The organism is Niallia sp. FSL W8-1348, assembly GCF_038006745.1.
In the GTDB taxonomy this organism is placed as follows: domain Bacteria; phylum Bacillota; class Bacilli; order Bacillales; family Cytobacillaceae; genus Niallia; species Niallia alba.
In genome coordinates, this window is record NZ_JBBOVV010000001.1 from 2,995,140 (window position 1) to 3,010,250 (window position 15,111).

Genomic DNA, 15,111 nt, shown 5'->3' on the forward strand with positions numbered 1-15,111 from the left:
AGTGGATAAAAATATTAAAGATATTCTTCCTCTGACTAAGATGCAAGAATTAATGTTAATTTATAGTATTAGTAATTCAGAATCCTTTGCAAGCGTTGAGACTTTAATTTACTTAATAGATGGAGAATTAAATCTAGATGTATTTAAAACAGCATGGGAGAGAGTAATAAAAAGTCAAACTATATTAAGAACTAGCTTTGTTTGGGATAATTTACCTCAACCTTTTCAAGTGATACGTCACGATGTTGAAGTAGATATTGAATTTAGAGACTGGACTGGAAAAGACGAAGACATGGTAATTAAATCTATTGAGGAAGAAAACTATACCAACCAATCTAAATTAATAGACTTAACTAAATCACCACTTCTAAACCTAAAACTTATAAAACTATCATCTAATAAGCATTATTTTGTCTTTGGATTTCACCATATTATATTAGATGGTTGGTCAGTAGGCCTTGTCATGGAGGAATTCAAGAAAAACTATAAATTATTATCAGAAAGTAGGGAACTGCCAATACCTTTTGAATACTCATATAAAAATTATGTTGAATGGTTAAATAATCAGGAAATGAATGATAGTTTAAGTTTTTGGGAGCAACATTTAGAAGGTATCACATCTCCTTCTAGCCTTAAAGAATTTATACAGAAGGATTCCAAGGACAATAAAAAACAAGTAGAAATTAGTACTTATATACCTATTAATACTACTCGTAAGTTGGAATTACTAGCTAAATCTAATCGTGTTACGCTAAATACTATTTTTCAAGCTGCTTGGACTATTCTTATCTCTAAATACCGTGAAGAAGAGGATGTAGTGTTTGGGTTCACTGTTTCTGGTAGGCCTCCTGGGATAGATCATGTAGAACATATTGCAGGAGTTTTTATAAATAATATACCTATTAGAATTAAACTTCATCAAGAGCAGAGCTTAAAATCATTGCTTTCTGATATTCAATTTGAAAACCTTGAAGTTCAGGAACATCAACATATTGGTTTATCTCAAATACACAATTTAGTTAATCTGGAGAAAGGATCTAATTTATTTGACCACTTACTCATATTCCAAAATTATCCTCATGATTCCTATCTAGAACAAGAAGATAATAGTATTGTAATGAGAAAAAAATCTTCAAAAGGTCCAAGTATCAACTCAAACTACCATTTAACAGTAGCATGTTCACTTAGAGACAATAATATCTTTTTAAGAATTGTCTACAATGAAGTGAATTTTGACCCAGAAGAAGTAAATGGTATACTTGAAAATTTAAAAATTATCTTTGAACAAATGATTGATGATGAAAGAAATATTAATGAATTTAATTTAGTTCATGAACCCAAAATCATACTTAATGAACGTAAAAAATTTAACCATACGTTTAAAGAGCCAAGTTCTCCAATGGAAATTCAACTCTCTGAAATTTGGAAAGAAGTATTAGGCTTGGACGAGGTAGGGGTCAACCAGAACCTGTTTGAACTTGGCGGTCATTCTATAACTATTATGCAAATTATTCAACGAGTAAAAGACGATTTTGAAATTAAATTATCTATCAGTGACCTTTTTGAAAACCCATCCATAGAGTCTTTGGCGCTACTAATTTTAAACAAGTATGTCTTAACAACAGTTTAGAGAGAGGTTTTAATAATGATTAAAAATATTAGCCTTAAACAAGAAGACACTCTTCATTATTTATTTGAAAAAAATCTAAATAACTATAAAAACAAAACTGCAATTGTTTATAATAACAATTCCATTAGTTATGAAGACTTAAATAAAAAATCCAATCAATTAGCAAGAATTTTGAGGGGAAGAGGATTATCAGTTGAAGATTCGGTTGCCCTTTGTATAGATAGATCTATAGAAATGGTAATTTGTATGCTAGCTATAATTAAATGCGGGTGCGCCTATGTTCCGATACACCCAAAATTCCCCAATGAAAGAATTAGCTATATGATAAAAGCTTCAGGGGCCAAATTTACATTGACTACTTCTAATTATAAACATAAGTTTCTTGTAGAAGAAGTAATAGCTCTTGAAGATATTGAAGGGACATTGCATAACAATTCAGAAGAAAACCTAGAAATTGGAGTTCACAAAAAAAATAAATGTTATGTGATGTTTACTTCTGGTACCACAGGTAATCCTAAAGGAGTTATTAACGTTCATGAAGGGATTGTTAACCAGATTAAATGGCTAATGGAACAATTTCCTTTTACACCAGAGGCAAAGGTTTTGAATAAAGCTGCGTTTAGTTTTGACTGTTCTGTTGTCGAAGTATTTTGGCCTTTAGCAAGTGGAGCCGAACTTCATATATCCTCTGAATTTATGCAAGATGATTTTATCTTGGCTGAATATATCTATGAAAACAATATAACAGATCTTTATTTTACACCATCTAGATTGACGTCGTTTCTTGAGCAACCAAACGCTGCAAGATGTAAATCGATTAAACGAGTATATTCAGCTGGAGAAGCTTTGTCTGTTAAATTGGCGCGAAGTTTTAAAAAAAATTTCCTAAACACACAACTATATAATTTATATGGACCAACTGAATGTTCAGTACAAGTTACTTCACACGAGTACAAGTTGGAAAACAATAATGTTTTCTTAGGTAAGCCATCCTTTAATACTGCTATATATATTCTGGATGAAAATTTAAATCATGTTGCACCCGGTGAAAAGGGAGACATTTATATAGGTGGGGTACAAGTATCAAGAGGATATACAGACTCAGTTAAAACTGCTAATAATTTTATTCCAGACCTATATGCAACTTCTCCAGGTATGAGAATGTATAGGACAGGGGACGTAGCCAATTATACTATAAATAAAGAAATTGAGTACATTGGTCGAAAAGATAATCAGTTGAAAGTAAGAGGATTTCGGATAGAGCCAGGTGAAATCGAAAGTAAATTAAAAGAATATCAAGGAATTAAAAACGCTTTGGTATTGAATCATACAAAGCATGGGAATGAACGGTTGGTTGCTTTTATTGAAGTGACTGATAAAAATATTAATACCAATAATATAAGAGGTTTTTTAAAAGAAGGCCTACCACATTTTATGATACCTGGACTATTTATAAAGGTTGAGAACTTCCCTTTAAATAACAATGGAAAAATTGATAAAAAACAACTATTAGATATTGATCTTAATAAGAACTTTTCAGAAGAATTGTACGAGGAACCTAAAAATAAAAAAGAAGAAGAAGTGTTAACGATATGGTCGGGAGTATTTAAAAACACAAAAATAGGTGTAAATGATAATTTCTTTGAATTAGGGGGAGATTCATTTGCTGCAACAAAATTAGTATTTCAAATGAAAGAAAAAGGTTTTAAGTTGTCTATAGTTGATTTATTTGAATACCAAACCATTAGAAAGTTATCCGAGAATATTGAGTATACCGAGTTGCCGAAAAATGGTAGTGCTAGTAAGAAAAATTACAAACTACTTTCTATGAACAACTTAGACAAGGACCTACTCTCACAGATACTTAATAAGATTGACTAAGGAGATTCAAGTTTATGAAAACTACAGATATATCCTTTAAGGAAAGACAATTATTAGAAGAAATATTTTTAAACAAAATAAAAAGTAGTAAAAAGGAAGAAGATATTCCTGAAATTATTGAACACGAAATAATCCCACTTTCATTTGGACAAAAACGATTGTGGTTTATGGAACAGTTAGGCACAAGTAATACAGCCTATAACTCTGCGGACGCATTAAGGTTAAGAGGTAGTTTGAACATTCAAGTTCTAAAAAAGTCTATTGAGATAGTTATTCAGAGACATGAATCATTACGAACAACATTTAAATCAATAGATGGTGAACCATATCAGTATATAAATCATTTTAGACAAGTTCCAATTAATCTTGAAGATATTTCGAATGAAGATGAAGCATCTAAAGAATTTGTACTTAAGGGAATTTGTAGTGAAAATCTGAAGCATCCTTTTGATTTAGAAAAGGGACCTCTCTTCAAGATTACTATAGTAAGACTATCCTCTTTAGAACATATTTTATTAATAACTATCCACCATATATCTACTGATGGATGGTCAATGAGAAATTTATTTACAGAAATTTTCTCTAGTTACAATGCGTTAGTTTCATCGTCTGAAATTGCTCTGCCAGAATTAAAATACCAATATGCTAATTATTCTATGTGGCAACATAATCGTCTGTCCTCTGGTCAATTAAATAATCAACTTAATTATTGGAAAAATAAATTAAAGAGTATTTCAGAGCTTAATTTTCCAGCTAACAATTTAAGGAAAAAAAATAATCATAATAATGGAGAACAACAAAGTTTAGACCTTCCTATGAGTCTAGTCTCAAAATTGCAAGACTTAAGTAGTAGTAACAACGTTACATTATTCATGACAATGTTGAGTGCATTTAAAGTATTGCTATATAAATATACAAATCAAGAAGATATAACTATAGGTACTTCAGTTGCTGGAAGAAGTAGGAAAGAGTTTGAAAATCTAATAGGCTTTTTCGTAAATCTATTGGCCTTAAGAACAGATATTAGCGGAAACCCTACCTTCAACGAGTTGCTTACTCGTGTAAAGGACACTTGTTTAGAAGGATTCTCAAATCAGGACTATCCATTTGAAAAAATAGTTGAGGAATTAAATCCAGAAAGAGATCCCTCAAAGTTACCATTATTTCAAATTTTGTTTCAAGTTCAGCAAAAGCCCGAGAAAGGCCTAGAAGTTCATGGATTACAAGTGTTTAGATATATACTGGATACAAACAAAAGTAAGTTTGATATGATGGTTAATATTGTTCAAAATGTTAGAAAATATAGAATTGATATAGAGTATAACAGTTCTCTATTTTCTAAAGATACAATTAAAAGATTTCTGAGAAATTACGTACAAATACTAAATGAAATTTGCATGAATTCTGAGAAGAAAATTTCACAACTTAATACCTTAAGTAATAATGAATATGGATTCCTTATAAATGAAATTAATCAAACTAATATTAATCTCGGTTTATTGTCACTCCATGGTCTTTTTGAAAACAAGGCAAAACAAAACCCTGATGCTATTGGTATAATTTATCGTAATAAAAACTATTCCTATAAATATATAAATGAAAAATCTAACCAACTTGCTCATTATCTAATTGGTAAGGGAATAAAGAGTGGTTCAAACATAGGTATTTCTATGAATAAATCTTTAGATATGGTTATAGGTTTCTTAGGCATATTAAAAGCTGGATGTGCTTATGTTCCAATCGACCCTAATTATCCTTTTGAAAGAATAAAATACATGGTTAGTGATGCTCGTGTTAGCCATATATTGACACATGAAAATATTTCACAAACGTTGCCATTAGAAAATAACATTGAGTACATTCATTTTGATCAGCTAAAGTATCGTATAGACAAAAAAAGTATTGAAAATCCTAATATTGATACTAATGGAAACAACTTAGCTTACATAATGTATACATCAGGATCTACAGGAAAACCAAAAGGAATTATGAATATACACAAAGGTGTAGCAAATAATATTTTGGATCTAAATACTAGATACAATGTATCTGATAAAGATGTAATATTAAATATTTCTTCTATGAGTTTTGATATGTGTGTATATGAAACGCTAGGAATTCTTATAGCTGGTGGTGCTACAGTGATTCCTAACAAAGATAGCGAGAGGAACCCTGAATGCTGGAATGATTTGGTAATAAATTTCGGTGTAACAATTTGGAATTCCGCTCCTGCTTTATTAGATATCTATACATCGTATCTGGAAGAAGAATTTAGTGAAATTTTACCTATAAGATTAATACTTTTAGGGGGAGATTGGATTCCCACAAACCTACCAAAAAGATTTGGTAAATTTGCCGATAAAAATATTGAGGTAATAGCTTTAGGGGGAGCTACTGAAGTTTCCATACATTCGTTACTTTTCTCCGTAAACATGAATGATGTATATCAAGAGAGCATACCTTATGGGAAACCTATGCATAACCAAAAAGCCTATATATTGGATGAGTATTTAAATCCATGTCCTATTGGTGTTAAGGGAGATCTTTACATCGGAGGCATTGGGCTTGCCAGAGGATACATTAATAACCCAAGGTTTACTGCTGAAAGATTTCTACCTAATCCTTTCCTAGATAATGAAAGGATTTACATGACTGGTGACATTGGTGAATACCTTCCAGACGGGAATGTAAAATTATTAGGAAGAAAAGACTTTCAAGTCAAAATTAATGGATTAAGAATCGAATTAGGTGAAATAGAAAGTTCTATAAAGAAATTTAAAGAAGTTAAATCCTGTGTAGTCATCGCTAAGAAAATAAATAGTCGGAACATTCTAGTTGCTTATTTAACTATAAATGAAAATTATCACGAATTAGATATCAAACAATCTTATATTAAATCTCATCTTAAAAATGAACTACCTTTATTCATGATTCCGGCTCATATAGTTGTAGTGGATAAAATACCTTTATCCCCAAATGGCAAAGTAGATAGAAAACAGTTAATCAACATGGACATTAACTACAAAGAAGACCATAACATTATTCAACCAAGGTCTAAAGAAGAAAAATATATATGCAATATATGGAAAAGTATACTTGGTTTAAGTAACATAGGAGTAGATCAGAACTTTTTCGAAATAGGAGGGAATTCTTTTAAAGCTATAAAGGTATTGAGAGAGTTAAGAATATTAGAACTTATAGATATATTTAAAAATCCAACTATTGGTTCACTTGCAGAGGTTTACATTCATAGAGCTGATGAAAAAAAAATAAAGACTCAAGCTAACCTACTAGTTAATTTAAAAAGGAATGAAACTGCTAATTACTCCGTAGTTTGTATACCTTATGGAGGCGGCAGCGAAGTAGTTTATTCACCTTTGGCAGAAACTTTAGATAACAGTTACAATTTATACTCTGTATCTTTGCCTGGTCATAGTCTAATAAATAGAGACTTTAATTTTATGTCTGTTGAAGAAATTGCTAGAAAATGTGTAGAAGAAATAATGATGAATATTAATAATGAAGTTATTTTATACGGTCAGTGTGCAGGCTCTCCGCTTACAATAGAAATTGCTAGGTTGCTAGAAAAAAAGAATATTAAGATTAAAGCTGTATATTTGGGGGCATATTTTCCTAATAAAAACTCTTTACAATCATTAGAAAAAGACTTGCAAATGTCAGACACAGACATGATAAATTTTTTAACTGAATTAGGGGGATTCGAAGAGGTACTTGATGAAGCGGAATTATCTTATTTAGTTAAGTCTGTAAAGCACGATCTTTCATCTACTGCTAATTATCTTGCTCATCGTTACCGGAAGCCATCACAAAAACTACGTACTCCAGTTTATTCACTAATTGGTGATAAAGATAGAACTACTTATAATTTCAATGAGAGATATAAGGACTGGAGCTTCTTTGCTGAAGAAGTTAACTTAGTAGTACTAAAAGGTGCTGGACATTATTTTGTAAAACACCAAGCAGATCAAGTAGCTAAAATAATAATTGATCATACAAAGAACAGTAATTATAAAGGAGAGAATTTGAAATGAGCAAATTTTTCGTAGTTATTAATGAAGAAGAACAATATTCTATCTGGCCGGAAGAAAAGGAAATCCCTAATGGATGGAAAAGTGTAGGGGAGAGTAAAGATAAAGAAACCTGCCTAAATTATATAGAAAAAAACTGGGTGGATATGAGACCTAAATCTATTAGAGACTGATGAGAAATAGTATTAATAGGGGTAGAGATCTAAACAATTTAATCTCTACTCCATTTATTAATTTATATTGGTACAAGATTAGAGAGCTAGGGGATGAGCAAATTTTAAAATGTTACACTTTGCTTAATCCTGAAGAGATAAACCGAGCAGATAGATATCTTAAAGTAGAAGATAAGGTAAGGTTTATTGTTGGTAGAGGCATGCTAAGAAAGATTATAAGTTATTACACTTCTATTGAAAATAATGATTTAATTTTTGAACAGAATAATTTTGGCAAGCTCTATATAAAGGATGTAAACCTTGAATTCAATGTATCTCATTCAGGTGATTACGTAGTAATTGCTGCCTCCTATGATAACCCTCTTGGTGTAGATATTGAAAAAAACAATGTATGTATAGAAGTAGAAGATATAGCTGAAGAATTTTTGACTAATGATGAAATTTCTTTTCTAACGGATATATCTAATATAGCGGAAAAAAGAAAGTTCTATTATAAATATTGGGTTAGAAAAGAAGCCGTTGTTAAAGCAATAGGTCAAGGATTATCTTTTCCGTTAAAAGATATAGTGATACCATTGGATTTTATAATAGGTGTTTTTGAAAAGATTTCTATAAAAAAAGAAACTTGGTATATAAGAGATATTCTTTTAGAGAAAGATTACAGTTGTAGCATTGTTGCAAGAAATAAGACTCAATTACGTGTAATTAAAGGTGATATATAAATGGATATTAAAAACGAAACGGTCTGGATAACTGGGGCGGGGCGAGGTCTCGGACGAGAATTAGCATTAACCTTTGGTCGACAGGGATATAATTTATTATTAACTGATATATGTAAAAACATTTTAGAATGTCCTTATAATATGGCTTCACTTGAAGACCTAGAAAAGACAAGGGAAATGGTGTTAGCTCAACGAAGTGATATTAATGTAGTTATTAAAGAGTGTGATGTAAGAAATTATTTAGATATAGAAGAGATGCTTATACAAAGCTTAGAAGAGTTGGATAATATAGACATATTAATTAATAACGCTGGGATTGTTGGGCCCGGTGGAAAAGAATCACACCTCTTGGATGGAGAAGAATGGAATGTCGTAATAGACATTAATCTAAATGGACCATGGAAATGCTCAAAAGCAATCATACCTTTAATGATGAGAAATAATAAAGGGGTTATTTTAAATATTGGATCTATTGCTGGAACCATTGCTTTCGGATCCTTTTCAAGCTATATTGCTAGTAAACATGGTTTAATAGGTCTTACCAAAGCTCTGGCTGTTGACTATGCGAAGTACAATATAAGAGTTAATTGTATAAGCCCCACATCTATGAAAGATGAAGAGAGATTAGATAGTCAAATGCTGAACGGAGTAGCAGAAATGTACGGTACAAATCTTATGACTTATATGAGAACTTCTTCTCAAAATCATTTAACCAACGAGTTAATTAACGCTTCTGATGTGGCTAATACATGTTTGTGGTTGTCTTCGGAATATGCTTCCCAAATAACAGGAATTAATATACCTGTTGATGCAGGATATACGGTTAAATAAAAGGGGGTGGCTCTTTGAAAAGTTTTAAATTGTTCTGTTTTCCTTTTGCTGGAGGTTCATCAGAATATTATAGAGGTTGGTTTAGGGAGCTAAATAAAGATGTGGAACTCATTCCTGTAGAGATAGCAGGTAGAGGAAAAAGGTTTGGTGAGAAACTACAAAATAACTTAAAAGATATGGTTGATGATATTTTTTTAAAAGTAAAGGATCAAATTTCACCCGGGGATCATTTTGGTTTTTTTGGCCACAGTATGGGCGGTCTTCTAAGTTATAATTTAGCTTTGAAATTTCAAGAAGAACAATTCTCTTTTCCTGAAAAGATTTTTATTTCTTCTACAGCCGCACCCGATACGATTAGACAGCTCAAATACCATACCTTGCCTGAAGATGCATTCATCACTAGTATTAAGAAAATGGGAAGCTTAAATACAGAGGTTTTAGATAACAAAGATATGAGAGATGTTTTTATTCCAATACTGCGGTCAGACTTTCAGGCTGTAGAGACATGCAAAGTCGAGCTCGGGAAAAAAGTAAAATCGGCTGAAGTTCATATAATGTATGGAAAGCAAGATAAATTTAGTGAAGAAGAAGTTTTGAGATGGCAATATTATTTCGAGAACAGGATTAGCTTTCATGCCTATGATGGAGACCACTTCTACATTGAACATAATTTAGATAGCATAACAGAGTTGATTAATAAATCTATATCAGTGCTAGTCAAATAAAATAAAAAGCATAACTGATTTTAAAACTGAACTGAGCCCCGAATAGTATGTAATAGTGAGTAATGAATGATGCAAATAAAGAACCCACATACGCCAATAAAAAAGTCTCTGAGAGCTCCCTTCATAAATTCACCTATCCTTATCCAATATTTAGTTAATTATACCCGCTAATATTAGTTTAGGACAGTTAAATAAAAAGTAAACACAAAGCTACACTTATATCTATCTTTGACACTTTTCTATGCCTTTAAAGTAAAAATGTTGCGGCAAGTAGAGCGAAGAAACACTTTATTATAGTTGGAAATAGGGAAACATGGGGAAGCCAGAAGTATTTCTCTAATGCTTGGACGCATTTAAAACAAATTGATGTCAAATAAATAGAGAATACAATATTATCTTTTTCAATTTTATTAAATCGCATACAACATTATAATAATCATTCTGTGATAGCATAATATGAAAAATTTATTATCTATCTTGATTATTATAATGTTGGAAACTATATAAATGGATTGAATGGCTATTATCTTAAGAAACGCGGTAGATTATTCACAAGTGTAGGAAGATATCGTGATTGTCCATTCGTAAGTACCAAGTAGGGGGAAGTGATGAAGTAGTTAATCAAAAAAAGTTGTTGTTTATATATAATAGTTTAATTCAGCATTAATTAAGTGTTCATTAAGCGTTATTGGATTAAAGGTATTTTTTTGAAGAAACACATTGTTAGCTACTATAAGACGATCTGTTTATTGAGAAAAATTTGTTCTTTCAATAAGAGTAGTTCAGTAAGAGAAATTAATTATGAAGTGGTTTGACAGAAGTAAGGTTTTATTTCAATTAAAGGAAAAGTATACTATTTAATGCAATCGTTTGCATAATTTTTCGTATTTTTCACCACTAATTACTAATAACAAGAATATTTTTCTTGAAAAATGGTAGATATATTACTATAATCATAGATATGATTTAATGCAAACGTTTTAATTGGAAATAGGAGGGAACACAATGAAAAAGATGTTGTCATTTGAATTTTGGCAAAAATTCGGAAAAGCATTGATGGTAGTGGTAGCTGTTATGCCGGCAGCTGGGATTATGATTAGTTTAGGTAAGCTGATTGCCATGATTGATGCTTCTGTTTTTATCACAATTGGAAGCGTTGTAGAGAATATTGGCTGGGGGATTATTGGGAATTTACATATTTTATTTGCCTTAGCAATTGGTGGTTCGTGGGCAAAGGAAAAAGCAGGCGGAGCCTTTGCTGCGGGAATTGCCTTCTTATTAATTAATAGAATTACAGGCTCTATCTTTGGGGTCACAAATGAAATGCTATCTGAAGATGGTGCATTTACGCATACTTTATTTGGAACCAAGATTTTAGTAGAAGGATATTTTACAAGTGTATTGGAAGCGCCTGCACTTAATATGGGTGTTTTCGTGGGGATTATCTCTGGCTTTATCGGAGCAATTGTCTATAATAAATATTACAATTTCAGAAAGCTGCCAGATGCACTGGCCTTCTTTAATGGAAAACGATTTGTACCGTTTGTGGTTATCCTTTGGTCTGTTATCGTTTCCTTGATCCTTGCGGTGATTTGGCCAACGATTCAAACAGGCATTAACCATTTTGGATTATGGATTGCGACTTCAAGTGAAAGCGCTCCAATCCTAGCGCCTTTTATCTATGGTACAGCTGAACGTCTACTTATTCCATTTGGTCTACACCATATGTTGACGATTCCAATTAACTATACCTCACTAGGTGGAACGTATACGATCATGTCTGGTGTGATGGCTGGTAAGGAAGTATTTGGACAAGATCCACTTTGGCTAGCTTGGGCAAGTGATTTAGTAAATCTACAAAATGCGGGTGATACTGCGGCATATAATCAACTGCTCTCATCTGTTACTCCAGCACGTTTTAAAGTAGGGCAGATGATTGGTGCAACAGCAATTTTGATGGGAGTCGCTGTTGCAATCTACCGAAATGTGGATATGGATAAAAAGAAAAAATATAAATCAATGATTTTTTCCGCAGCCATCGCTGTCTTCTTAACAGGGGTTACAGAGCCATTAGAATTCATGTTTATGTTTGCTGCTCCAGTACTTTATGTTGTTTATGCTATTTTACAAGGATTAGCTTTTGCCTCTGCGGATATTGTCCATTTACGGCTCCATTCCTTTGGAAACTTAGAACTGATTACACGTTTGCCGATTGCTTTTAAAGCAGGCTTGGGAGGCGACGTCCTAAACTATGTAATTGTATGTATTGTCTTCTTTATAGTGAGCTATTTTATTGCGAATGTCATGATTAAGAAATTTAATTTTTCAACACCAGGTCGTAATGGTAACTATGAAAGTGATGCAGATTCTAACACCACTGAAGCTGGGAACGCTGGTCCTACTAACAGCCAAGTGTTAGAAATTGTCGACTTATTAGGCGGAAAAGCTAATATTACTGATGTGGATGCCTGTATGACAAGACTGCGTGTCTCTGTAAAAGAGCTAGATAAAGTAGGCGATGAATCGTCATGGAAAGCAGCTGGTGCAATGGGCTTAATTAAGAAGGATGGCGGTGTTCAAGCTATCTATGGTCCAAAGGCTGACATTCTGAAATCAGACATTAATGACTATTTGGAGCAAAGTGAATGAAATTATTAACATTAAATACCCATAGCTGGATAGAAGAAAGTCCTTTAGAAAAACTGGAAGCGATCAAGGTGCAATTGCTTGCTGATTCCTATGATGTTATTTCCTTACAGGAAGTAAATCAATCGATGGATGCAGAGGAGGCAGAGGTGGATTCTTTTTTCATTGCCCCCAATCAAGATACGGTAATTAAAAAAGATAACTTTGCTTTTCTTCTCCAGCAGGAGCTGAAGAAAGAAGGGCTTGAATATTATTGGAGCTGGGTTCCTAGTCATATTGGTTACGACCAATATGATGAAGGAATCGCCATTCTCACTCGATTTAAGGTAACAAATGCAAGAGGGATATTGCTGTCCCGCAAAGATGATTATACAGACTATCATACAAGAAAAGCGTTGGAAGTTAGTTTTCAAGCAAGTGAAAGAAACTATTTAGTATACGGATTGCACCTCTCTTGGTGGCAGGATGAAACCGAAAGCTATCCTTTCTTGTATGAATGGAACAAGCTTGTTGAAGCATGGGAAGCGGAAGCACGGGCAGGTGGATATATCTTGTTGATGGGCGATTTTAATAACCCTGCTCATATCGAGAAAGAAGGCTATAGCGTTGTTTCCAAGCACCCCCATTTAAAGGATGCTTATCTAGATGCCACGGTCAAAAATGGCAGCCATACTGTGGTGAAGAAAATTGATGGCTGGGAGAATAATAGTGATCTGCTTCGGATTGATTATATCTTTGTTTCTTCTAATCTATCTGTTTACTCATATGAAACTGTTTTTGATGGAAGAACCACGCCGGTTGTGTCTGATCATTTTGGGGTTAAGGTAGAGATAGGGTGACAAATAGGGTGACAGGCACCATAAAAAGACACTGTCTCTCTACAAGGGACATTTAAATATATTCTTCCATATTAGCTTTTTTACTTAGCAGAAGCACCCTAATCAAACGTTTGATTAGGGTGCTTCATGTTATCTGATTGATTGTAGACCAATAGAATTCTCAAGAACGGGAGTGAACTTTCTCTCCTTGAACCCAAACTTCCGAGATATTATCTGGGCGTACGAGATAGAGGATCTTTTGGAAAATATCATCTAAATCTTCTGCTTCAGAGAAAATCGGCAGTTTTGCAGTTGGTGCTTTTGTATCAATGATTTGTACATCCCAAGTGTAGTTTTCTTGTAAACGTCCGATTGGCAGACTTAAGCTTTCACCCCCGCCGGCAGTTGCTAGATAAAAGGCTTCATGAATAGAAATTTGGGAATCTGGTACGCCTCTTTCCTCTGCGGGAAGAGCTGGATTTACGCCATCTTCTAGCATTCTCGAGGAAACAACGGCTTGCTTCGCATTATCATACAGACTTGGAGTGGCACCAGCGGAAATATCTGTACCTAGTCCGATATCAATTCCCATTGATTGAAATCTTTTTATGGGCAGTACGCTATTGGCGAAGTAGGCGTTGGATAGCGGGCAATGGCTGATGGCTGAACCAGTTTCCACAAATAATGCGGCATCGTTGTCATCTAAGAAGTTACAATGAGCCATCACAGATTTGTCGCCTAATAATCCAAAATCATGGAGAGCGAATGCATCATGCTTACCCAAGCGTTCTTTTACATAACCATGGGCCCAGTCACTTTCACTGCAATGGGACTGAATATGGGTATCATATTTTGCTGCCAATTCGCCAAGTCCCTTAAGGGCTTCGTCTGAGCAGCTTGGAATAAATCGAGGTGTAACAACAGGATAAACACCTTGTTTCGCCTCTTTGGCTAACTCTTTCACGGCTAAAATAAATGACTCTGTATCAGCTAGAGCTGTTTGTGTATCGGCATCTCGGTAATAGGATGGGTTTTGTTCTGGATCATCCATGACGACTTTGCCTACTAAACCTCTTTGCCCTTTTTCTGCACAGATTTTTGCCAATAACAAACTCGCCTCTTTGTGGACAGTCGCGAAATAAAGAACGGTTGTTGTTCCATTTGCAAGCAAGGTGCTTACCAAGTCTTCATATACTGATGAGGCGAAGGATAAATCTGCATACTTAGCTTCTAGTGGAAATGTATAGGTATGCAGCCAATCGTATAGCGGGATATCTAAAGCTGTACCCGACTGTGCCCATTGCGGTGCATGAACATGCAAGTCTACAAAACCAGGTAAGAAATATTGCCCCTCTGCTAAACGGTGGAAGTTAGCTTGTCCTTCATAAGTCTCTAACAAGGCTGGATATTCGGCCTGTTCCGGTCCAATCATTTTTTTTATCATTCCATTGGTATCGATAAAGAATAAATAGTCTTTCAATATAGTTACTTTTTTGGGAGATTCACTAGAAAAAGCAGTTCCGTGAAAAATATGCGTATAATTGTTCATAAACACCTTCCTAATGTTCGTGTTTTGTGTTAATATAGTCATTGTAGCAAGTTGATAATTGCTAGTAAATAAAAAATTTTATTGCGT

General features: G+C 33.5%; 10 protein-coding genes. 9 read left to right on the forward strand and 1 reads right to left on the reverse strand.

Annotated elements, in window-relative coordinates; translation table 11 throughout:
• Position 1: 1 nt before the first annotated feature.
• The 9 genes from NST60_RS14265 to NST60_RS14305 all read left to right on the forward strand — a co-directional run bounded on the left by NST60_RS14265 (position 2) and on the right by NST60_RS14305 (position 13,496).
• Positions 2-1,630, forward strand: a complete 1,629-nt coding sequence (locus tag NST60_RS14265; protein ID WP_341099106.1) for a condensation domain-containing protein — start codon at positions 2-4, stop codon at positions 1,628-1,630.
• Between the two features lie 15 nt (positions 1,631-1,645).
• Entirely contained in the window at positions 1,646-3,511 is a 1,866-nt protein-coding gene (locus NST60_RS14270; protein WP_341099107.1) for a non-ribosomal peptide synthetase, read from the forward strand.
• Positions 3,512-3,525: 14 nt separating this feature from the next.
• Positions 3,526-7,563, forward strand: a complete 4,038-nt coding sequence (locus NST60_RS14275; protein WP_341099108.1) for an amino acid adenylation domain-containing protein — start codon at positions 3,526-3,528, stop codon at positions 7,561-7,563.
• On the forward strand, positions 7,560-7,733 hold the full coding sequence (locus NST60_RS14280) for an MbtH family protein (RefSeq protein WP_341099110.1): 174 nt from the start codon (positions 7,560-7,562) through the stop codon (positions 7,731-7,733). The genes NST60_RS14275 and NST60_RS14280 overlap by 4 nt, the downstream gene beginning before the upstream one ends.
• Positions 7,733-8,455 (forward strand): 4'-phosphopantetheinyl transferase family protein, encoded by a 723-nt coding sequence (locus NST60_RS14285; RefSeq protein ID WP_341099112.1) that lies wholly within the window; start codon positions 7,733-7,735, stop codon positions 8,453-8,455. Before NST60_RS14280 ends, NST60_RS14285 begins: the two co-directional genes overlap by 1 nt.
• Positions 8,456-9,286 (forward strand): SDR family oxidoreductase, encoded by an 831-nt coding sequence (locus NST60_RS14290; RefSeq protein WP_341099114.1) that lies wholly within the window; start codon positions 8,456-8,458, stop codon positions 9,284-9,286.
• A 14-nt stretch (positions 9,287-9,300) separates the two neighbouring features.
• Positions 9,301-10,011 carry a thioesterase II family protein gene (locus NST60_RS14295; protein ID WP_341099115.1) on the forward strand — a complete coding sequence of 237 codons (711 nt, stop codon included), beginning with the start codon at positions 9,301-9,303 and terminating at the stop codon, positions 10,009-10,011.
• A gap of 1,005 nt (positions 10,012-11,016) precedes the next feature.
• On the forward strand, positions 11,017-12,660 hold the full coding sequence (locus NST60_RS14300; RefSeq protein WP_101729532.1) for a PTS transporter subunit IIBC: 1,644 nt from the start codon (positions 11,017-11,019) through the stop codon (positions 12,658-12,660).
• Positions 12,657-13,496, forward strand: a complete 840-nt coding sequence (locus NST60_RS14305) for an endonuclease/exonuclease/phosphatase family protein (RefSeq protein WP_254415812.1) — start codon at positions 12,657-12,659, stop codon at positions 13,494-13,496. Before NST60_RS14300 ends, NST60_RS14305 begins: the two co-directional genes overlap by 4 nt.
• Before the next feature lie 160 nt (positions 13,497-13,656).
• Here NST60_RS14305 and guaD read toward each other — a convergent pair whose 3' ends face one another.
• Positions 13,657-15,024: a guanine deaminase gene (guaD, locus tag NST60_RS14310; RefSeq protein WP_224428324.1), complete on the reverse strand. Its 1,368-nt coding sequence runs from the start codon at positions 15,022-15,024 to the stop codon at positions 13,657-13,659.
• Positions 15,025-15,111 lie beyond the last annotated feature (87 nt).